Annotated in this window: 12 protein-coding genes and 3 pseudogenes; 13 read left to right on the top strand and 2 right to left on the bottom strand. The window is 68.8% G+C overall.

Annotated features, from left to right (window positions below; genetic code table 11):
- Nucleotides 1–18: 18 nt before the first annotated feature.
- The 3 genes and pseudogenes from ACFY01_RS15940 to ACFY01_RS15930 form a co-directional block, all read left to right on the top strand.
- Nucleotides 19–588 (top strand): annotated as a pseudogene (locus ACFY01_RS15940) (aldo/keto reductase); the annotation flags it as partial.
- Nucleotides 579–1,301 (top strand): FadR/GntR family transcriptional regulator, encoded by a 723-nt coding sequence (locus tag ACFY01_RS15935; RefSeq protein WP_390736313.1) that lies wholly within the window; start codon nt 579–581, stop codon nt 1,299–1,301. The pseudogene ACFY01_RS15940 and the gene ACFY01_RS15935, both read left to right, overlap by 10 nt.
- A 68-nt stretch (nt 1,302–1,369) precedes the next feature.
- Nucleotides 1,370–1,624: a hypothetical protein gene (locus ACFY01_RS15930; RefSeq protein ID WP_390736312.1), complete on the top strand. Its 255-nt coding sequence runs from the start codon at nt 1,370–1,372 to the stop codon at nt 1,622–1,624.
- A gap of 40 nt (nt 1,625–1,664) precedes the next feature.
- Here ACFY01_RS15930 and ACFY01_RS15925 read toward each other — a convergent pair.
- Nucleotides 1,665–1,865: pseudogene (locus ACFY01_RS15925) on the bottom strand (discoidin domain-containing protein); the annotation flags it as partial.
- 36 nt (nt 1,866–1,901) lie between these two features.
- A complete protein-coding gene (locus ACFY01_RS15920; protein WP_390736311.1) occupies nt 1,902–2,144 on the bottom strand; it encodes a hypothetical protein in 243 nt (80 codons plus the stop codon).
- Nucleotides 2,145–3,575: 1,431 nt separating this feature from the next.
- Between ACFY01_RS15920 and ACFY01_RS15915 the strand changes: the two genes are divergently transcribed.
- The 10 genes and pseudogenes from ACFY01_RS15915 (at nt 3,576) to ACFY01_RS15870 (ending at nt 22,033) form a co-directional block, all read left to right on the top strand.
- The gene (locus tag ACFY01_RS15915; RefSeq protein ID WP_390736310.1) at nt 3,576–5,186 is read left to right on the top strand and encodes an arabinofuranosidase catalytic domain-containing protein; all 1,611 of its coding nucleotides are present in this window, start codon (nt 3,576–3,578) and stop codon (nt 5,184–5,186) included.
- A 128-nt stretch (nt 5,187–5,314) separates the two neighbouring features.
- Nucleotides 5,315–7,765, top strand: coding sequence for an RICIN domain-containing protein (locus ACFY01_RS15910; RefSeq protein WP_390736309.1), 2,451 nt, complete (start codon nt 5,315–5,317; stop codon nt 7,763–7,765).
- Nucleotides 7,766–7,810: 45 nt separating this feature from the next.
- Nucleotides 7,811–8,953, top strand: coding sequence for a ricin-type beta-trefoil lectin domain protein (locus ACFY01_RS15905; protein WP_390736308.1), 1,143 nt, complete (start codon nt 7,811–7,813; stop codon nt 8,951–8,953).
- A gap of 75 nt (nt 8,954–9,028) precedes the next feature.
- Nucleotides 9,029–10,507, top strand: a pseudogene (locus tag ACFY01_RS15900) (endo-1,4-beta-xylanase); the annotation flags it as partial.
- A 391-nt stretch (nt 10,508–10,898) separates the two neighbouring features.
- Nucleotides 10,899–12,332: an arabinofuranosidase catalytic domain-containing protein gene (locus tag ACFY01_RS15895; RefSeq protein WP_390736307.1), complete on the top strand. Its 1,434-nt coding sequence runs from the start codon at nt 10,899–10,901 to the stop codon at nt 12,330–12,332.
- A 66-nt stretch (nt 12,333–12,398) separates the two neighbouring features.
- Complete coding sequence (locus ACFY01_RS15890; RefSeq protein ID WP_390736306.1) at nt 12,399–14,051, top strand: glycoside hydrolase family 27 protein; 1,653 nt, start codon at nt 12,399–12,401, stop codon at nt 14,049–14,051.
- Nucleotides 14,052–14,112: 61 nt separating this feature from the next.
- Nucleotides 14,113–15,645 carry an arabinofuranosidase catalytic domain-containing protein gene (locus tag ACFY01_RS15885; RefSeq protein ID WP_390736305.1) on the top strand — a complete coding sequence of 511 codons (1,533 nt, stop codon included), beginning with the start codon at nt 14,113–14,115 and terminating at the stop codon, nt 15,643–15,645.
- A 69-nt stretch (nt 15,646–15,714) separates the two neighbouring features.
- The gene (locus ACFY01_RS15880) at nt 15,715–17,553 is read left to right on the top strand and encodes an RICIN domain-containing protein (protein WP_390736304.1); all 1,839 of its coding nucleotides are present in this window, start codon (nt 15,715–15,717) and stop codon (nt 17,551–17,553) included.
- Between the two features lie 26 nt (nt 17,554–17,579).
- The gene (locus ACFY01_RS15875) at nt 17,580–19,988 is read left to right on the top strand and encodes a ricin-type beta-trefoil lectin domain protein (RefSeq protein ID WP_390736303.1); all 2,409 of its coding nucleotides are present in this window, start codon (nt 17,580–17,582) and stop codon (nt 19,986–19,988) included.
- Nucleotides 19,989–20,050: 62 nt separating this feature from the next.
- Nucleotides 20,051–22,033 (top strand): alpha-L-fucosidase, encoded by a 1,983-nt coding sequence (locus ACFY01_RS15870; protein ID WP_390736302.1) that lies wholly within the window; start codon nt 20,051–20,053, stop codon nt 22,031–22,033.
- Nucleotides 22,034–22,055 lie beyond the last annotated feature (22 nt).

The raw sequence follows: 22,055 nt of genomic DNA, 5'->3' as shown, positions 1-22,055 counted from the left end.
TACGTGTGGTGTGCACCGGCGACCAAGGAGGCCATGCCCACGCCCGCGGAACTACGCGACCAGGGCGTGATCGGCGCGATCGGCGACGGCATCAACCAGTCGGCCATGCTCGCCCGCTTCCTGCGCGAGACCGCCGCCGACGTCGTGATGCCGGCCGGGCGCTACACATTCCTGGACCAGTCGGCGCTGGACGACGTCCTGCCCGCCGCGAGGGAACTCGGTAAGAGCGTGGTGGTCGTGGGCGTGTTCAACTCGGGGTTGCTCTCCCGAGACCGGCCCGTAGAAGGCATGGAGTACGACTACCGGGACGCCCCGCCGGCTCTGGTCGTCCGCGCTCGGGCGACCGCCGAGGTCTGCGCGGCACACGGGACCACCCTGCCCGCCGCCGCGATCGCCTTCCCGCACACGCGCCCCAGTATCATCAACATCACCCTCGGCATGCGGAATCCGGAACAGGTCCTGCGAAACGTGGAACTCCATGATCAGTACGTCCCCGACGGTCTCTGGGACGATCTCCGCGCTCAGGGGCTGATCAGGTCGGACGTGCTCACGGAGCACGGTCGGGGGAGGGGTGCGCGGTGTCTCTGACGGACAAGGCCATTGAGCAGATCCGTGAGCTGATCAGAACCGGTGCCCTGCCTCCGGGCTCGAAGCTCCCCCCGGAGCCGGACCTGGCCGCACAGCTCGGCCTGTCCCGCAACCTCGCCCGCGAAGCGGTCAAGGCACTGGCCGTCGCGCGGGTTCTGGAGGTCCGGCGGGGCGACGGCACGTATGTGACCAGCCTGCAACCGAGCCTGCTGCTGGAGGGGCTCGGCGGCGCGGTGGAGCTGCTCCAGGGCGACTCGGTCGCCCTGCGGGACCTCATGGAGGTACGGCGGCTCCTCGAACCCATGGCCACGGCCCTTGCCGCCACGCGGATTTCTGATGAGCAGCTGGCCGAGGTGAAGCGGCACCTGGACGCCATGCGTGAGGCCCGCGACGACGTCGAACGGCTCAACGCCCACGACGCCGCCTTCCACCGTGCCGTCGTCTCGGCCACGGGCAACGAGACTCTCCTCACCCTCCTGGAAGGGATCTCCGGCCGCACCCTGCGCGCCCGTATCTGGCGTGGTCTGGTCGACGACAAGGCCGCGGGTCGCACCCTCGCCGAGCATGAGGCGATCTTCAGCGCCCTGTCCACCCGTGACGCCCCCCTCAGCCAGGCTGCGGCACTGCTGCACGTGAGCAACACCGAGCAGTGGCTGAGGGAACGCCTGCGCTCAGGCGAACCCCTCTCCTTCGGGACGACAGTGGAGAAGTGACGCACGGGCGCCGCCTGCCCGTGCCCTCGTTCGCCCGCGCTCGCCTGTCCGTACGGTGCCGTCCTTCAGTGCCGGACGCACGGACGAGTGCGTCCGATCAGGTGCGGGAACTCGTCGTAGTGAAGCGGCTGGGCGGGCCCGATCCGCCTGGTGCCGACCTCCGCGAGGTCGAGCAGGATGCGCAGGCCCGCTTCGTGGTCGGTCTCCACTCACGCGTCGACACGGCGTTTGTCATCGTCAACTTGGCGATCGTCAAGGTCTTCTTGCTCAACGCCGGGGCCGGCCAGAACGGGGTGCTCACGGTCGCCAGTTCTTCGGCCTGAACGCCGCCGTACTGATGCCGTTCCAGCCTGGTGCTGGCAGTCAGGTGGCCAGGGTGGTCCAGCCCGCGTTGTCGGTGGAACCCCCGATCCGGTAGCGGTAGTTCGTGGCCGCGGATTCCCGGACGATACGGGTTCCGGTCAGGGACCTCACCGACCCCAGGTCCACCTTCAGCCATTGCCCCGTGTCGCCGTTGCTCGCGGACCAGGGGGTGGCGGTGGAGCCGTCGACGGCCTTGGCGGGAACGTCCTGTTGATGCGATCGCCGTACCCGCCCGGCTCAGCGCGCCGCGCGGCGGGGTCGGCCAGGGCCTGGCAGAGGAACGAACTGGGTGTAGCGGGTGTCGTCGACGAAGGTCTTGAGCCAGGGGGTCAGGACCTTCATCCGGCCGGTGATCGCGAGCCGGTCGGGGTCGACCCGGTCACGCACGGTTCGCTGGGTGAGGTAGTTCAGCGCTGGCAGCAGCTGGGTGCCACATGCGGTGTCGTAGTCGGTGCGGCTGTTGGTCTCGACGCCGATCACGACGAAACCGAAGGACGCCAGCCATGTCCCCCATCCATGCTTCCTCGTCGGCGAAACGGGCGGTCCAGGCACCGACGCGGTGGTGAAGGGGCCGCTTGTGGCGGCGACGCTTGCCAAGGTGGGATCGGGGCCGCGTTGGTGGGGGTTGTCGGCGGCCGACGCCGGTTGGACAAGCATCGCAGCGATGAGTCCCGCGACGATCGCGGCCCGCAGCCGTCGTGACGGACCGTGCGCGCAGGCCGGGCCGTGTCGGGCCGGACGGTAAGCCTTCGAACCCCGCCGTGAAAGTGCGCTTCTTGGCATCAGTAACCTCCCTGGTGCAACCAGGCTCCGACAGCCTGCCCGGACGCGCGCACACGGCGACCACCGCCGTTCGGGCAAGGGGCGACCGGATCCTCGTGGCTGGTGCGGTCCGGCGCTCACTCGTACTCGGCCGCGACGAAACCGGGCGTTCCGCGGCGCTCCCGGCGGCATCCCGTGGTAGTCGGCGGCGCGCAGCGTGAATCCGGCGGCCGGGATCGAGCGGGACCTCGTCGACGGCCGTCCGGCCTCGCCGACGCCGTCAGCATGGTCGCCGTCGTATACAGAGCTGTGGCAGCCGTGGCCGGGCGGTCAGGTCTCGTCTCATCGCGTCATCCCTCGAGATCGGCGCAACTTCGCAACGGCGGTGTGGCGCAAGGGCGTTCGGTCCGTGGACATGGGCCGCGCGTACGGCGTCGCAGCCACCCCGGGGGGAGCTCGTAACGGATGGTGGTGTTCTCGCGTCCTGGTGCCCGGCGGTGCGTGCAGCCGGTCTGCGCGCCCCGGCGGTCGGGGGGCGGACGGAGGGTGCCCGAGTGCCACGAGTCGCGGGGGACCGGCCTCGGGCTGCCGGGAACCGTGGCGCGTCCCGCGTCTCACGTACCACCGGACGGTGTGGAGCGAACCGGTTCTACGCAAGCGCTTCGACGGGATGGTACGACCAGCGGAGTGTGGGGTCAATGGCGTGCCACGCGGCGAAGGCGGCACCGATGCGCGGGCTGAGACACCGCCGCTTCGGCCAGTGCCTACCGCACCGGCCCTTCGGTATATGGGTTTGGTAGCTGCATCCCTGCTCACCGACATGATGGACAGGCAGCCGGCGAGCCAGGTCCGGCTGCCGGGCACCCCGCACGGCGGGAGACCACGCCGCCATCCGCAGGCGCCCACCCGTTGAATTGTTCGAGCGGCCGATCGGTCCCGAACCGCGGGAATCAGCCGTCGAACCGATTCCGCGACAAGGTTCGCAACAGGAGCCTCCGCACCCTTGACAGTCTGTGAAGCCGGGAGCACCGTCTCCCCCCGAAACCTCTCTGCAATCTCGCTGCAAGCACGGCACCTCCAAGCGCTTGCGGATTGTCAGCGCCACCAACACGACCCGATCGGGTTGCGTCGGCACGGTAGGGAGATCGGATGCGAACCACACGTACAAGACGCCACCTGCTGTCCGTGCGCGACGGCATGCGACGGTTACTCGCGGCCCGACGCTCTGGCAGGCCGGACGACGTGCCGTACCAGGCACACCTCCACTTGCCGGTACGCTCACCCGGCTCCCGGCCGAAAGCTTTCGCGCGTGCGGGGGCCGCGGCCGTGCTCGTGGTCGGCACGCTGGCCGGCGCCACGGCCACCGCGGGTACGGCCACGGCGGGCACGGCCCGTGCCGACACATCCGGGCCGTGCGACATCTATGCGGCAGGCGGTACGCCCTGCGTGGCGGCGCACAGCACGACACGAGCCTTGTACGGCTCGTACAACGGGCCGCTCTACCAGGTCCGGCGTGCCTCGGACAACTCCACCCGGAACATCGGTGTCCTGAGCGCGGGCGGGTACGCCGACGCCGCCGCCCAGGACTCGTTCTGCTCGGGGACGACGTGTCTGATCACGATCATCTACGACCAGTCCGGCCGGGGCAACAACCTCACCCAGGCGCCCGGGGGCGGTGCCGCGGGCGGCCCCGACAATCTCGCGAACGCGACCGCCGCACCCACCACGGTGGGCGGCCACAAGGCCTACGGCGTATACGTGGCCCCCGGCACGGGTTACCGCAACAACCGCACCAACGGCATCGCGACCGGGGACAACCCGGAGGGCATGTACGCGATCTTCGACGGCACGCACTACAACGGCGGCTGCTGCTTCGACTACGGCAACGCCGAGACGGACAGTAACGACGACGGCAACGGCACCATGGAGGCCATCTACTTCGGCAACATCAGGGTCTGGGGCTACGGATCGGGGAACGGCCCCTGGATCATGGCCGACCTGGAGAACGGCCTGTTCTCCGGTGTCAACCAGCACTACAACGCAAACGATCCGACCATCAACTATCGGTATACGACCGCCATCATCAAGGGCGGCCCGAACCACTGGGCGATCCGTGGGGGCAACGCGCAGTCCGGCGGCCTGTCCACCTTCTACGACGGGGTGCGTCCAGGCGTCCCGGGCTACAACCCGATGCGGAAGCAGGGTGCCATCATCCTGGGCACCGGCGGTGACAACAGCAAGGGCGCCCAAGGCACGTTCTACGAAGGCGTGATGACCTCTGGCTACCCGTCGGACGCCACCGAGAATGCGGTGCAGGCCAACATCACCGCCGCCGGATACAGCAACGCCCCTTCCGGCGGGACGGGCACCGGTGCGCTGCACGCGGTGGGCGCGGGCAAGTGCCTGGACGTGCCCAACTCGTCCACCACGGCCGGTACGCAGCTGCAGATCCGGGACTGCAGCGGTGGTGACAACCAGAAATGGACCCGCACGTCCTCCAACCAGCTGACCGTCTACAGCGGCAGCAGCCAGATGTGCCTGGACGCGTACAACAACCAGACCTCCGCCGGCACCAAGGTGGTGACGTGGCCGTGCAACGGCGGCGCCAACCAGCAGTGGCAGCTGAACTCCGACGGCACCGTCACCGGCACCCAGTCCGGACTCTGCCTCGACGTCACCGGCGCCTCCACCGCCAATGGAGCCCTGGCGGAACTCTGGCCGTGCAACGGGGGATCCAACCAGAAATGGAGTCTCAACTGACCTGAACTGAGCTGCTCCGGCCCGTCGGCCGGCTCACCACCGGTCACGGGTCACCCCCCGATCCAGCCGTCCCCCCGACACCCCCCACCCCCACACCCCTGGCGCACACGCGCCGCCGGAGGATGACGATGTCCAGAGCGAGAGTGCTCCCCGGACTCCGGGCCGTCCCAGTAGCTCTGTTCGCCTTACTGGCCGGAAGCCTGGGCACGGCAGGGCCCGCGGGAGCAGTACCCGCCGAGCGCCATACGTCCGCCGCTGTCCTGTACGTGGCGCCGGACGCGGCTCCTGGCGGGGACGGCACCGCCGAGCAGCCGTTCGCGTCCATCGACCAGGCGCAGCAGCCCGCGCACCGGCTCTCGGCCGACTCGGACGTCGTGGTCCACCTGGCCGGTGGCACTTACCGGCTGTCCAAGCCGCTGGCCTTCGGCTCCGACGACGGCGGCCAGAACGGTCACACCATCACCTACCAGGCGGTGTCCGGACAGCAGCCGGTCGTGAGCGGCGCCCAGCAGGTGTCGGGTTGGCAGGTTCATGATCAGAACAGCAGCATCTGGTCCACCCACGTCGGCACCGGTGTGAACACGCGCCAGCTGTACGTGAACGGCAAGGAGGCACCGCGGGCAGCGATCCAGGTGCCCCGCTCCGCCTTCACCTTCACCCAGACCGGCCTCACCGTCACCGACTCTTCCCTCGACTACCTTGCTGGGCTCTCGGACAAGAACCACATGGAAGTCGAGAGCGTCAACTCCTTCACCGACCGCTACGCGCCGGTCCAGTCGATCAACGGCAGGACCATCACCATGCAGCAGCCCGCGTGGAACAACAACTCGTGGGGCTACGACACCGTCAACGCGCCGTTCGCCGGCGGAGCGATGTACCTCGAGAACAACTACGCGTTCCTGAAGCAGGCCGGACAGTGGTATCTCGACTCGTCCACCGGTGACCTGTACTACCGGGCCCAGCCGGGGCAGAACCCGAACAGCCTCGACATCGAACTGCCCCGGTTGCAGAGTCTGCTCGGCATCAGCGGCGGCTACGGCTCACCGGCGACCGGCCTGAGTTTCACCGGCATCCGGTTCACGGGCACCTCCTGGCTCGGCCCGAGCGGGCCCGACGGCTATGCGGACCAGCAGAGCGGCGCGCACATCACCGGCGCCTTCGCGATGCCCGCCAACTGGCTGAGTAGCTGCAAATCGGGGTGCACCCAGTTCGAGGCCACCCGCAACCACTGGGCGCAGATGCCCGCGGCCGTGCAGGTCTCCGCCGCCACCGGCATCACGTTCTCCGGTGACACGTTCTCCGAACTCGGGCAGGTGGGACTGGGCGTGGGGAACGACGGCGTCGCCACGGCCTCCGGCACCGGACTCGGCGCGAGCGGCATCACCATCACCGGCAACACGATCACCGACGACGCCGGCAGCGGCATCCAGGTCGGGGGGATCCAGCCGGACGCGCACCACCCCGGCAACCCGCGGATGACCAACCAGAACATCACCATCAGCGACAACCGGGTCAGCGGGGTGGGCACCGACTACAAGGAGACCGCGGGAATCCTGTCCACTTACGTCACGAACGCGACGATCACCCACAACCAGTGCGACCACCTTCCCTACGACGGGATCGACATCGGCTGGGGCTGGGGCATGAACGACCCGGGCGGCAGTCAGGACTACGTCAACCGGGGCACCTACAACTACCAGCCCGTCTACAGCACCCCCACGACGCTGAAGAACAACACCGTCTCCCACAACCTGGTCTTCGACACCAAGAAGGCGATGTTCGACGGTGGCAGCATCTACAGCCTGTCCGCGAATCCCGGCTCGGTGATCTCCGACAACTACATGTACGGCAACAACCACACCACCGCGCTGTACCTGGACGAGGGCTCCCGGTACCTGACGGTGTCCCACAACGTGGTGCAGGACGCCGGCAACTGGGCGCTCACCAATGCCAACGGCAACAACCACACCGACGACAGCACCTTCTCCGGCAACTGGTACAACGGCGGCAACACGTACGTCGCCACCGGGCCCCCGCACAACAACGTCCTCACCGGAAACGTCCAGGTCAGCGGCACCAACTGGCCGCAAGGCGCCAGGCAGGTCATCCAGCAGGCAGGCGTCCAGCCGTCCGGCGGCGACGGCGGCTTCCCCACCGGCTACCACCACCTGGTGATCGGCAGCGACGGCCTGTGCCTGGACGTGTACGGCAACTCCGGCAGCGCGGGCGCCGCGATCGACCAGTGGACGTGCAACGGCCAGGGCAACCAGCAGTTCCAGTTCCTGCCGGCCTCGGGCGGTTACGGGCAGCTTCAGGCCCAGAACTCCGGGCTGGTCGTGGCGGTGTCGGGCGGCTCCACGACCGCTGGTACGCCCGACATCGTGCAGCAGGCCCCGGGCGGCGGGGCCGACGGTCTGTGGCTGCCGGTGCAGCAGTCCGACGGCTCGTACGCCTTCAAGAACCAGAACAGTGGCCTGTGCCTGGACGTCTACGGCGGCAGCAACAGCCCGGGCCAGCAGCTCGACCAATGGAGCTGCAAGAACACCGCCGGCAGCAACCAGGACTTCACCCTTCGCTGACCGACTCGTGCCCACACCCCTGTCACGCACCCGTGAGGAACGCTGATGAAGAAGTACCCGGCACTCCTGGCCGCGGCGCTGACGGCCGCGCTCGGCGTGTGCACCGCATGGCCGGCGGCGGCCGCCCCCGGCACCGGGTCGCCGCCCACCGCCGGGCAGGCCGCCGCCGCACCCACCGCCTTGCGGCTGATGCCGATGGGCGACTCGATCACCTGGGGCGTCGGCAGCCCCTCGGGGAACGGTTACCGCGGTTTCCTGTGGAACCAGCTGGGGGCCGACGGCCACACCCTGGACTTCGTCGGCTCGGGCCGGGCCGGCACCATGCAGGACCCGGACAACGAAGGCCACTCCGGCTGGCGGATCGACCAGATAGCCGGCATCGCCGACTCCGTGCTGGCACGTTACCGGCCCAACGTGGTGACCCTGGAGATCGGCACCAACGACCTGAACGGCAACTACCAGGTGCCGACCGCCCCCGACCGGCTCCACGCCCTCATCGACCGGATCACCGACGACGTACCCGACGTGACCGTCCTCGTCGGCACCCTGATCGTCTCCACCAGCGGCACCGAGGAGGCCAACCGGCCCGCGTTCAACGCCAGGCTCCCCGGAATCGTCCAGGCCGAGCAGACCGCCGGCAAGCACGTACGCCTGGTGGACATGAGCGCGCTGACCCCCGCGGACCTCGCCGACTCACTGCATCCCAACGACAGCGGCTACCGCAAGATGGCGGACGCCTTCAGCGCCGGGGTCCGGGCCGCGGACGCGGCAGGCTGGATCAAGCCCCCGCCGGTCCCCACGGGCGGCCAGGTGCGCTCCGCGGTCGCGGGGAAGTGCCTGGACGTCTCCGGCGGCAACAGCGCCAACGGGACCGCCGTGGACATCCGGTCCTGCGACGGCTCCGACGCGCAGACGTGGTCCGCGCGCTCCGACGGCACCCTGCGGGCACTCGGGAAGTGCCTCGACGCGACCGGCCGCGGTACCGCCAACGGCACCAGGATCCAGATCTGGGACTGCAACGGCGGCACCAACCAGCAGTGGCAGACGTACAACGGCGGCTACCGCAACCCGGTCTCCGGCCGCTGCCTCGACGACCCCGGCTCGTCCACCACCGACGGCACGCAACTGGTCCTGTGGGACTGCAACGGCGGCGCCAACCAGAAGTGGACCGCACTACCGGTCACCTGAAGCCTCCCCTACCCGGCTCCACCCAGCACTTCGTGACCGGTTCTCACCCCCCCCACCCGAGGAGAATGATCGCCCATGTCCTGGCTCAACAAGGGGCCCGGTGTCCGCAAGGCCCTGACCTCGGCCACCGCTCTGACCGCCGGCACGGTGCTGGCCCTCACCGGCGCGGCGACGCCCGCGGCCCATGCGGCTGCCGGCACGCTGGGCGCGGCCGCGGCCGGCAGCGGCCGCTATTTCGGCACGGCCGTGGCCGCCGGAAGGCTCGGCGACTCGACGTACTCCACGATTCTCGACCGGGAATTCAACATGATCACCCCGGAGAACGAGATGAAGTGGGACACCACCGAACCGTCCCGGGGCAACTTCAACTTCGGCCCGGCCGACCAGATCGTCAGCCACGCCACCGCGCACGGTCAGCGGATGCGCGGGCACACCCTGGTGTGGCACTCGCAGCTGCCCGGCTGGGTCGGCGGCATCAGGGACGCGAACACCCTGCGCAGTGTGATGGACAACCACATCAGCAGCCAGATGACCCACTTCAAGGGCAAGATCTACGCCTGGGACGTGGTCAACGAGGCCTTCGCCGACAACGGCAGCGGACAGCAGCGCAGTTCGGTGTTCCATGACGTGCTGGGCAACGGATTCATCGAGGAGGCCTTCCGCACCGCGCGGGCCGCCGACCCGTCGGCCAAGCTCTGCTACAACGACTACAACATCGAGAACTGGAGCGACGCCAAGACCCAGGGTGTCTACAACATGGTGCGCGACTTCAAGTCGCGCGGCGTCCCCATCGACTGCGTCGGTTTCCAGAGCCACTTCGGTGCCGGCGGCCCGCCGTCGAGCTTCCAGACCACTCTGTCCAACTTCGCCGCCCTCGGCGTCGACGTCCAGATCACCGAGCTCGACATCGCCCAGGCACCGCCGACGGCCTACGCGAACACCGTCAAGGCCTGTATGAACGTTGCCCGTTGCACCGGCATCACCGCATGGGGAATCCGGGACAGCGACTCCTGGCGCAGCGGGGACAATCCGCTGCTGTTCGACCGCAACGGCAACAAGAAGCCGGCCTACGACGCGGCCCTGTCCGCGCTGGGCGGCGGTGGGGGGAACCCGGGGGACCCAGGGGGCATCGTCTCGGGCCAGGTCTACACGCTGAGCGATGTCGCCGCGGGACGGGTGCTGGACGTGCCGAGCGGGCAGACGGGAAACGGTACGCAGCTGCAGGTCTGGGACGCCAACGGTGGTGCCGCGAACCAGCAGTGGCGGGCGAGTCAGAACGGTGATGGTTCCTACACGCTGACGAACGTCGCCAGTGGGCGGGTTCTGGACGAGCCGGGCGGCCAGACGGCCAACGGCACCCGGATGCAGATCTGGGACGCCAACGGGGGCGCGAACCAGCACTGGCGGGCGAGCCGGAACGGCGACGGTTCGTACACCCTGACCAACGTCGCTTCCGGGCGGGCGCTGGAGGTCCCCAGCGGGCAGAGCGCCAACGGAGCCCCCGCCCAGATCTGGGACTCCAACGGCGGAGCCAACCAGCACTGGAACTTCAAGTGAGGTGACCGGCGCCAAGCGCGCTCCTGCCACTGGGTAGCTTCGGCGGACCAAGTGAACACCCGCGTCCGGCACGGCGGCCGTCGCCGGACGCGGGTTTCGCCATGCCGTCACAGCGGCCTGACCAGGCAAAAACATGGGATGGATCGGGGCCCGGTCGAGGCTGACGTGTCTATTGACAGCGGTGAGTTGCGTGTGGAATCACTATCGACATGGGATGTCTGAGGGTCCCCCGTGGGTGTTCTCGGGCGTCCCGGCCCCCGGACAGGCACGGCACTCTCTGTCCCCTTCCCCCACATATCCAAGGAACAGAATGCAGCCTTCATCCGTTCCGCCCCGGAGCCCCGCGGCTCTCGGACGACGTTTACCCACGGCCGCCGCCGTATCCGTGATGGCACTGCTGGCCATGTTGCTGGCCACCGCGCCGACATGGTCGGCGCCCGCCTCGGCGGCGCCCCTGGTGAGTTCCGCGTCGGGGCGGTGTCTGGACGTCAGCGGAAACGTCGGCACACCGGGCACGGCTCTGCAAATCTGGGACTGCAACGGCCAGGTGAACCAGGCGTTCGAGGTCACGTCGGCGGGTGAGCTGAGAACGATGAACGGCACCCGGTGCGTGGACGCATACGACAACCGGACGGCTCCGGGAGCCGCAGCGGTCATCCAGTCGTGCGACGGGCGGCCGACCCAGATGTGGCGGCAGAACTCCGACGGGTCCCTCACCGATGCCGGCTCCGGCCTGTGCCTGGACGTCAACGGGGCGGGAACGGCCAACGGCACCGCGGTCATCCTGTGGACCTGCAACGGTCAGAGCAACCAGAAGTGGACCACCCCGACAGCTCCGCCTCCGCCCCCGCCCGGCGGATCGGGGCCGTGCGACATCTACTCGGCGGGCGGCACCCCGTGCGTCGCAGCGCACAGCACGGTGCGGGCCCTCTACGGTTCGTACCACGGCGCCCTCTACCAGGTCAGGCGCTCCTCGGACAACGCCACCAGGGACATCGGGGTGCTGACACCCGGCGGCTTCGCCGACGCGGCGGCCCAGGACTCGTTCTGCGCGGGCACCTCGTGCGTGATCACGGTCGTCCGCGACCAGTCCGGACACGGCAACGACCTGTGGTACCAGGGCTCGGCCCAGGTCCCGGGATCGAGTCAGAGCAGCCCCGCGAAGGCGACCTCCGAGTCGCTGACCGCCGGGGGCGGCAAGGCGTACTCGCTGTACATCAACCCCGGGAACAGCTACTGGCGGGACGGTCACCTGACGGGCGTGCCGACCGGTACCGCGCCTGAAGGGGCGTACATGGTGACCAGCGGCACCCACGTCAACGGTGGCTGCTGCTTCGACTACGGCAACAGCGAGACGACCCGGAAGGCCGACGCGGCCGGGGCGATGGACGCGATCAACTTCGGCACCGAGTGCTGGTTCGGCGGCTGCGTCGGCAGCGGTCCCTGGGTGCAGGCCGACCTCGAGTGGGGCCTGTACTCCGGCGGCAGCCAGTCCTGGAACCGCAACCAGCGCGCCTTTCCGAGCAAGTTCGTCACCGCGATGCTGAAGAACAACGGGACGTCGAGGTTCGCCCTCAAGGGCGGTAACGCGCAGTCCGGCGGCCTGACCACCCTGTGGGACGGCGGACTGCCCGGCGGATACAGCCCCATGAAGAAGCAAGGAGCCATCGTCCTCGGGAGCGGCGGCGACTGCTGCAAGCCTGGCGGCGGCGCCAACCTGAGCGCCGGAACCTTCTACGAAGGGGCGATCGTCGCCGGCTACCCCTCCGACGCGACCGACAACGCGGTGCAGGCCAGCATCACCGCCGCCGGCTACCGCTGAGGCGCTCTCACCCGTTCCTGTGTTCTCCCACAACTCGGCCTACCTCGGCCCAGGAGTCGATGCATCATGCCCATGACCACTGAGAGAGCCAGGCGACTGCGACTGCTGCGCCCGCTGCTTTCCTTGCCCAAGGCCCTGGCGATCACCTTGTCGACCGTGCTGCTCGCCGTGGCCGCCCCCCTCCTCACCCTCGACTCGGCGCAGCCCGCCGCCGCGCTGGGCAACGGCCTCGCGCTGACCCCACAGATGGGTTTCAACGACTGGAACGCGTACGGGTGCAACGTCTCCGAGTCGCTGATCAAGTCCACCGCGCAGGCGATGCACACCAACGGCATGCAGGCGGCGGGCTATTCGTACGTGAACATCGACGACTGCTGGATGACCCACAGTCGCGATTCCGGCGGCCACCTGGTGCCGGACCCGGCCAAGTTCCCCGACGGCATCAAGGGCACCGCGGACTACGTGCACTCGCTGGGGCTGAAGCTGGGGATCTACGAGGATGCGGGCACCGCGACCTGCGCCGGGTATCCGGGGAGCCTCGGGCACGAGACCACGGACGCACAGTCGTTCGCGTCATGGGGCGTGGACTATCTGAAATATGACAACTGCAACAATACCGGGGTGCCGGCGCGGACCCGGTACACCGCGATGCGTGACGCCCTGGCGGCCACCGGTCGGCCGATCCTGTTCAGCCTGTGCAACTGGGGCCAGGAGAACGTGTGGACCTGGGGCGCGGGCGTGGGCAACAGCTGGCGCACCACCGGGGACATCACCGCCAGCTTCTCCAGCATGCTGTCGATCTTCCACAGCAACGTGGGGCTGGCCTCCTACGCCGGCCCCGGCCACTGGAACGACCCGGACATGCTGGAGGTCGGCAACGGTTCGCTGACGGCCACCGAGAGCCGCAGCGAGTTCAGCCTGTGGGCGGAGATGGCCGCGCCGCTGATCGCCGGCACCAACATCCCCTCGGCCAGTGCGGACACCCTGTCCACCCTGACCAACTCCCGCGTGATCGCGGTCGACCAGGACCCACTGGGCAAGCAGGGCACCATGGTCTCCTCCTCGGGCGGCCTCGACGTGCTGGCCAAGCCGCTCGCCAATGGGGACGTGTCGGTGGCGCTGTTCAACGAGACGGGCTCGACGGCGACCATCACCACCACCGCGGCAGCGATCGGGAAGTCCGGCGCGTCCGCCTACACCCTGACCGATCTGTGGTCGGGTGCGTCCTCGACCACCTCGGGCACGATCAGCGCCTCGGTGCCGGCCCACGGCACGGTGATGTACCGGGTCGCGGGCGGCAACAGTGGTGGCGGCGGCACCAGTGTGACCGGCGAGCTGCACGCGGTGGGCGCGGGCAAGTGCCTGGACGTGCCGAACTCGACCACCACCGCCGGCACCCAGGTGGAGATCTGGAGCTGCAACGGCGGGGCCAACCAGATATGGACGCGTTCCACCTCCAACCAGCTCACCGTCTACGCCGGCAGCCACCAGATGTGCCTGGATGCCTACAACAACCAGACCAGCCCCGGGACGAAGGTGGAGATCTGGTCCTGCAACGGCCAGACGAACCAGCAGTGGACGCTGAACTCGAACGGCACGATCACCGGCGTCCAGTCCGGCCTGTGCCTGGACGTCACCGGAGGGGCCACGGCTGACGGAACCCTCGCCGAACTGCGGACCTGCAACGGCAGCAGCAGCCAGCGGTGGACGCTGGGATGAATCCCCTTCCGCGCAGCTTCGGCGCCGCCGTGGGGGTGGCGCCGCCACTGAGGAGGTCTCCATGATCGAACCAGTCGGCCACCACCGGTTACGGCGATGGAAAGCCGTGCTCCTTGTCGCCCTGGCGATGGCCCTGGCCGCGTTCGGCGCGCCGGCGTTCGCCAAACCCCCGCAGCCCGGTACCACCGCCACCGTCCAGCCGGCGGCCCACCGCGCGGCGGACGCGTCGCTTCCGTGTGACATCTACGCCGCGGGCGGTACGCCGTGTGTGACGGCGCACTCCACCACCCGGGCGCTCTTCGCGTCGTACGACGGGCCGCTGTACCAGATCCAGCGGTCCTCCGACCACAGCTACCGCGACATCGGAGTGCTCAGCGCGGGTGGGTACGCCGACGCGGCTTCCCAGGTCTCGTTCTGCTCCGGCACGTCCTGCACCATCACGAAGATCTACGACCAGACCACCAAGCACAACGACCTGCCGATCTCCTGGGGCGGCTTCTGGAAGGGCCCCGGCCCCAACGGATCCGACATCGGCGCGGACGCCATGGCACTGCCGGTGACCGCGGCCGGCCACCAGGTCTTCGGCGTCAAGGTCAAGCAAGGTGTCGGCTACCGGATCGACCACGCGAAGGGTGTGGCCACCGGTTCCCAGCCCGAAGGCATCTACATGGTGACGTCGTCGAACTACACGAACCAGTGGTGCTGCTTCGACTACGGCAGCGGTGAGAACTCCCACACCGACACCGGCAACGCCACCATGAACGCCATCTACTGGGGCAACGCCTGCTGGTTCAACGGGTGCACAGGCAACGGCCCCTGGGTCGAGGCCGACCTGGAGAACGGTATGTACCACACCAACACCGGTTCCAACAAAGACCCCAACAACACCGGTGTGCACTACCCGTTCGTCAGCGCGTGGCTGAAGAACAACGGCACCAGCAACTTCACCCTCAAATACGGCAACGGCAGCAGCGGCGGCCTGACCACCACCTTCTCGGGCCCCTTGCCCAACGGCTACTCACCGATGAAGCTCGACAGTTCGGTGCTGCTCGGCACCGGAGGCGACAACAGTGTCTCGGGCACCGGCGAGTTCTTCGAAGGCGCCATGACGGCGGGCTACCCCTCCGACGCCACCGAGAACGCCGTGCAGGCCGCCATCACCGCCGCCGGCTACGGCGTGGGCGGCGGCGGTGGCAACACGACCGGTGCGCTGCGCGCGGTGGGTGCGGGCAGGTGCCTGGAGGTGCCGGGAGCGTCCACTACGCCGGGTACGCAGACGCAGATCCGGGACTGCGCCGGCGCGGTGAACCAGACCTGGTCGAAGACCTCGTCCCAGGAGCTCACCGTGTACTCCGGTGGCAGCCGGCTGTGCCTGGACGCCTCGGGCCGGGGCACCAGTCCCGGCACCAAGGTCATCACCTGGACCTGCAACGGCCAGACCAACCAGCAGTGGAACGTCAACACGGACGGCACCATCACCAACGCCCAGTCCGGCCTGTGCCTCGATGTCACCGGCGCCGCCACCACCAACGGCACCCCCGTCGAATTGTGGACCTGCAACGGCGGATCCAACCAGCAATGGTCACTGAGCTGACCCGGTGAGGGACCGCCCCGGCATGTCACCGCGCCGCGCCGTGCCGGCGCCCGATCACAGGAGGAATGGATGAGCGCGAGAGCGAGGCCCGGTCGCCTGCTTCTGGCATTCGGCATCATGCTGACGCTCGTGCTGCCGCTGCTGTCGACGACCGCGAGTCAGGCCGCCGCGGGCGAGTCGCTGAGCGTCAACCTGGCGTCGACGGGGGGACGGTCGACCGGCGTGGGGGAGGGGTTCCTCTACGGCATCACCCAGGACGGCAGCCAGCCGGCGGACCGGTTCATCCAGCCGCTGGGGATCAACGCCTTCCGCGGTGGCGGATGGTTCTCCGGCGGCTGGATCAGGGACGGCTACCAGTACGGCTCGGCCACCCGGGCCGACCTCGACTCGATCACCGCGCAGGCGAAACGGCTGACCCGGCCGCCCTACCACGCGCAGTACCAGGTGCTGGTGAGCGACATCTACGGAGCGAACGGTGGCCAGCCCTCGAACACGCGGTACCCCTGTGACAACGACGACTGCTCCAACTGGGTCAGCTTCATCGACTCCACGGTGGGCGCACTGCAGGCCTCGGGTCTCACGTTCGCCTACGACATCTGGAACGAGCCGGACATCTCGGCCTTCTGGACCCGGGGGGTGAACAGCACCCAGTACTTCCGGATGTGGGACACCGCCTACCGGGAGATCCGGCGCATCGCCCCCGAGGCGCAGATCGTGGGGCCGTCACTCGCCTTCAACCCGCAGCACAGTCCGGGGGAATGGCAGACCTGGCTCGCGCACGTGAAGGCGGCCGGGACGGTGCCGGACATGATCACCAACCACAACGAGGGCGACGTCGACGACCCGGTCACCGTCGCGCGGACGCTGAACGGCGACCTGACCGCGGCGGGCATCGGCCCGCTGCCGTTGTCCTCGAACGAGTACCAGCCGGCCGACCGGCAGACCGCCGGGGTGACAGCCTGGTACCTGGCGCGGTTCGCACAGTCCGGATACACCAACGCGATGCGCGGCAACTGGGTGTGCTGCATCACCCCGAACCTGACCGGCGTCCTCACCCAGAGCGGGGGCAACTGGCAGCCCACCGGCAACTGGTGGGCGCTTCGGGACTACGCCGACATGACCGGCACCCTCGTGGACACCTCCGGCCAGGTCGGCTCCACGGCTATCTCTGCCTCCGAGGACTCCGCCGCCAAGCGAGCGGTGGCGGTCATCGGCGACTCGAACGGGTACACCGGCGCCGCGTCCGTGACCTTCGACGGGCTGTCTTCCGTACCGTGGCTGACGAACGCCGGCGGCGTGCACGTCACCGTGCACCGCATCCCGGACCAGGCACCGCTCGCCGCCCCGCAGACGGTGTACGACCGGAACGTGAGCCCCTCGGGCGGGTCCCTCACCGTGCCGATCACCTTCCAGGGCGCGCACGACGCCTTCTCCGTCTATCTGACACCCGCCTCGTCCGGTGGCGGTGGCGGCGGCTTCCCGGACGGCGACCACCAACTCGTGATCGCCTCCAACAACCTGTGCCTGGACGTGTACGGCAACTCCAGCAGCGCCGGTGCCGCGATCGACCAGTGGACCTGCAACGGACAGGCCAACCAGAAGTTCCGGTTCGTGCCCGCCTCCGGCGGCTACGGCGAACTGCGGGCCCAGAACTCCGGCCTGGACGTGGCGGTGGCCGGCGGCTCCACGGCGGCGGGCACCCCGAACATCGTCCAGCAGGCCCCCGGCACCGCGGCGAGCGGCCTCTGGCTGCCGCTGCCGCAGTCCGACGGCTCCTACGCCTTCCAGAACAAGAACAGCGGCCTGTGCTTGGACGTCTACGGCGCCGGCGGCAACCTCGGCCAGCAACTCGACCAGTGGCAGTGCAAGAACACGCCCGGCAGCAACCAGGACCTCTTCCTCCGCTGATCGACCTGCGAAAGGAAAAACCCACCGTGTCAGCATTCAGACGGCTGTTACGGCGCCTGCGCGCCTCGACGGCCGTGCTCGCGGGCCTCCTCCTGACCGCCGGCGGCCTCGTGGCCACGGCTGCCACGCCGGCCCAGGCCGCCACCTCCATCACCGTCAACGGCGCGTCCGGTGGCCGCACCTTCGACGGCGTCGGCGCGATCAGCGGCGGGGGCGGCAACAGCAGACTTCTGATCGACTATCCCGAGCCCCAGCGCGGCCAGATCCTCGACTACCTGTTCAAGCCCGGTTACGGCGCCTCCCTGCAGATCCTGAAGGCGGAGGTCGGTGGTGACACCAACTCCACCTCGGGTGCCGAGCCCAGTCACCAGCACACCCGGTCCGACCTGAACTGCGACCGGGGCTACGAGTGGTGGCTGATGGAGCAGGCCAGGGCGCGCAACCCGGACATCAAGCTGTACGGGCTAGCCTGGGGCGCGCCCGGCTGGATCGGCGGCGGGAACTTCTGGTCCACCGACATGGTCAACTACCTGCTCTCCTGGCTGGGCTGCGCCAAGCAGCACGGGCTGAGCATCGACTACCTCGGCGGGTGGAACGAGCGGGGCTACAACGTCTCCTGGTACGAGCAGTTGCGCAGCGCGCTCAACAGCAACGGCTACGGCAACGTCAAGATCGTCGCGGCCGACTCGGACTGGAACGTGGCGAACGACGTCAACTCCAACCCGGCCTTCGCCGCCGCGGTGAGCGTCATCGGCACGCACTATCCCTGCGGGTACCGGTCGTCCCAGTCCAACTGCTCGGTGCCGTCGGCCGCCACGTCGTCCGGCAAGACACTGTGGGCGAGCGAGAACGGCTCGGACGACTACAACGGGGGAGCGCAGGCCGTGGCCCGCGGCATCAACCGCGGATACATCGACGGCCGGATGACCGCGTACCTCAACTGGCCGGTGGTCGCCGCCGTCACGCCCAACATCCCGTACCCCACCATGGGACTCGCCCTGGCCTCGCAGCCCTGGTCCGGCCACTACGCGATCGGCAAGAACGCCTGGGTGATGGCACAGACCAGCCAGTTCACCGCCCCAGGATGGCACTACCTCGACGCCTCCAGCGGCTACATCGGCGGTAACCGGAACAACGGCAGCTACGTCTCACTGAAGTCCACGAACAACTCCGACTGGTCCACGGTCATCGAGACGATGGACGCCGGCGGCGCCCAGACGCTGGACTTCAACGTCACCGGTGGGCTGTCCACCAAGACCGTCCACGTCTGGTCGACCGACGTCCGCTCCGGCAACCAGGCGGACTACTTCGTGCACACCACGGACATCACCCCGTCCGGCAGCGGCTTCAGCCTCACCGTCCAGCCCGGCCGCGTGTACACCCTGACCACCACGACCGGTCAGGGCAAGGGCACCGCCACCGGTCCCGCCCAGGGCAAGCTGGGGCTCCCGTACAGCGACTCCTTCGACAGCTACACCACCGGCACCGAGGCCAAGTACCTCATGGACTGGCAGGGTGCCTTCGAGGCGGTGGGCTGCGGCGGCGGCCGCGGCGGCAAGTGCGTGCGCCAGATGAGCCCGCAGAAGGCGATCACCTGGGACGCGCTGACCGATCCGCACGCCTTGCTCGGTGACACCAGCTGGGGCAACTACACCGTCTCCTCGGACGTCATGCTCGAACAGCCCGGATACGCCGAGTTGATCGGCCGTACCGGCGGGCACGACTACGACCGCACCGGAGGGCTGAACGCCTACCACCTGCGGGTGAGCGACACCGGGGCCTGGTCGATCCTGAGCTCCAACACCAACGGCAACGTCTCCACCCTGACCCGCGGCACGACCGCCGCGCTGGGCACCAACCGGTGGCACACCCTGGGCCTCACCTTCTCCGGCACCACCATCACCGCCGGCGTCGACGGAGCCACGGTCGGTTCCGCGACCGACCGCACCTGGGCCGCCGGACAGATCGGCTACGCGACCAGCCAGGGCGAGACGGCACAGTTCGACAACCTGTCCATCACGCCAGGCAGCGGCGGCAACGACGGCGGCACGACCGGCGCGATCGTCGGGGCCGGTTCCGGCCGGTGCGTGGACGTGCCCAACCAGTCGCAGACGGCCGGCACCCAAGTGGAGCTGTGGGACTGCAACGGCGGCAGCAACCAGCAGTGGACCAGTACCTCGGCCGGTGAGCTGCGGGTCTACGGCAGCGACTGCCTGGACGCCGCAGGCCAGGGCACCAGCCCCGGCACCAAGGTGGACATCTGGGGCTGCACCGGCGGCAACAACCAGAAGTGGACCATCCACGCCGACGGCACGATCACCGGTGACCAGTCCGGCCTGTGCCTGGACGCCACCGGCGCGGGATCGGCCAACGGCACCCTGCTGCAGCTGTGGACCTGCAACGGCAGCAGCAACCAGAAGTGGACGCGCGACTGATCCGCTGACCGGCTGACGACCACGGACTCCCGCATCGCCCCGTCAATCCCAGAGAGGCCCCCATGTCTTCCTCCTCCCTGCCGGTCAGCCGGCGCCGGCTGCTGGCGGCGGCCGGCGCGGCCACCGCCTTCGGCCTGCTGCGGTTCGCCCCCGGGGCCGCCGCGACCGACGGCCCCGGAAGCTACACCGCGAGCTGGTCCTCCGTGGACCAGCACCCTCCGGCCCCGGCCTGGTTCCAGGACGCCAAGTTCGGTATCTACTACCACTGGGGCGTCTTCAGCGTTCCCGCGTTCGGGAACGAGTGGTATCCGCGCAACATGTACATCGGCGGCTCGGCCGAGAACCGCCACCACATCGACACCTACGGCGACCCCTCGGCTTGGCCCTACCACAACTTCATCGACGGTGCCCGCGACAAGGCCGGCAACCGCGTGCAGTTCGCCCCCAAACTCGCCTCCCAGGGCGGCAACTTCGACCCGGACGCCTGGGCGCGGCTGTTCAAGTCGGCGGGGGCGAGGTTCGCCGGCCCGGTCGCCGAACACCACGACGGCTTCTCCATGTGGAACAGCCGTTCCAACCCGTGGAACTCGGTTCAGCGCGGTCCCAGACTCGACCTGGTGGGACTGCACGCGCAGGCCATCCGTGGCCAGGGGCTGAAGTTCATCACTGCGCTGCACCACGCCTACCACTTCAACGGCTACTACGACCACGTGCCGAACCAGTCGGACCCGACGCTCCGTGTCCTCTACGCCCAGCAGGGCTCGGCCGCGGAGAACAAGCTCTGGTACGACAAGCTGATCGAGATCGTCGACGGCTACCAGCCGGACCTGGTCTATCAGGACTTCGACCTTGGCCTGGTACAAGAGTCCTACCGGCTCCAGTTCCTCGCGCACTACTACAACCAGGCCGTCTCGTGGAACAAAGACGTGGTCGCGACCTACAAGGACGGCTTCGACAACAAGGGCGAGGTCTACGACTTCGAGCGCGGCGGCCCGGCGGGGCTGCTCACCCCCTACTGGCTGACCGACGACAGCATCTCCTCCTCCAGTTGGTGCTACACGGTGGGCATCGGCTACTACTCGACGCAGGCACTGCTCCACTCGCTGATCGACCGGGTCAGCAAGGGCGGCAACATGCTGCTGAACATCGCCCCCATGGCCGACGGCACCATCCCCTCCGGTCAGCAGTCGATCCTGCTCGGGATGGGTGACTGGCTCGGCCGCTTCGGCGAGGCGGTCTACGGCACCCGCTCCTGGTCCAGCTATGGCGAGGGCCCCACCAAGATGGGCGGCGGCTCGTTCAGCGGACCGGTGGCCGGCAAACCGCAGGACATCCGGTTCACCCGCAGCCAGGACAACAAGGTCCTCTACGCCACCGCGCTGGGCTGGCAGGGCGGCACCATGACCATCACGACGCTGAACTCGAACCAGATCAACCTCAGCAGCCTGACAAGCGCGCAGTTGCTGAACAACACCGCCGGCCGCTACACCGATCTGCCCGCACCGGCCCAGGACGCCTCCGGCCTGCACCTCACCATGCCCTCGTCCAACCCGCCGTTCAACGCCCTGGCATACACGGTCAAGCTCACCTTCTCCGGTGAGATCCCCGTCCTGGGCGCGCCGGGCGGCTCCACCACCTGGGTCAAGATCGCCAATGTGACCAGCGGACTGGTGCTCGACAGCGGAGGCAACGTCGCCTCCGGCTCAAACCTCAAGCAGTGGAACTACGACGGCAGCTCCAACCTTCAGTGGCAGCTGATCGACCTCGGCAACGGCTACTACCGCATCATCAACCGCACCAACGGCATGGCCGCCGACAGCTGGGGCAACTCCGCCAACGGTGCTCCGGCCCGCCAGGAGACGTGGAACGGCGGCAACAACCAGCAGTGGTCCCTCAACAACCTCGGCGGCAACCGCTACCAGATCGTCAACCGGGGCACCGGCACCGCCCTCGACGGCAGTGGCAGCACGACGGTCGGCTCGACGGCGGTGCTGTGGACGCCGAACTCGAGCACCAACAACGAATGGACCATCACCGGCGTGTGAACCGCCCCGGCGACAGAAGCTC

The sequence above is a fragment of the Streptomyces sp. NPDC001480 genome, assembly GCF_042894725.1.
Lineage (GTDB): Bacteria > Actinomycetota > Actinomycetes > Streptomycetales > Streptomycetaceae > Streptomyces.
This window is presented reverse-complemented; position numbering and strand designations above follow the sequence as displayed.

Bases quoted from the DNA above. Each gene is read 5' to 3' on its own strand.
- ACFY01_RS15915 (WP_390736310.1), top strand. From the start codon at position 3,576: ATGCGAACCACACGTACAAGACGCCACCTGCTGTCCGTGCGCGACGGC.
- ACFY01_RS15910 (WP_390736309.1), top strand. From the start codon at position 5,315: ATGTCCAGAGCGAGAGTGCTCCCCGGACTCCGGGCCGTCCCAGTAGCT.
- ACFY01_RS15905 (WP_390736308.1), top strand. From the start codon at position 7,811: ATGAAGAAGTACCCGGCACTCCTGGCCGCGGCGCTGACGGCCGCGCTC.
- ACFY01_RS15895 (WP_390736307.1), top strand. From the start codon at position 10,899: ATGGCACTGCTGGCCATGTTGCTGGCCACCGCGCCGACATGGTCGGCG.
- ACFY01_RS15890 (WP_390736306.1), top strand. From the start codon at position 12,399: ATGCCCATGACCACTGAGAGAGCCAGGCGACTGCGACTGCTGCGCCCG.
- ACFY01_RS15885 (WP_390736305.1), top strand. From the start codon at position 14,113: ATGATCGAACCAGTCGGCCACCACCGGTTACGGCGATGGAAAGCCGTG.
- ACFY01_RS15880 (WP_390736304.1), top strand. From the start codon at position 15,715: ATGAGCGCGAGAGCGAGGCCCGGTCGCCTGCTTCTGGCATTCGGCATC.
- ACFY01_RS15870 (WP_390736302.1), top strand. From the start codon at position 20,051: ATGTCTTCCTCCTCCCTGCCGGTCAGCCGGCGCCGGCTGCTGGCGGCG.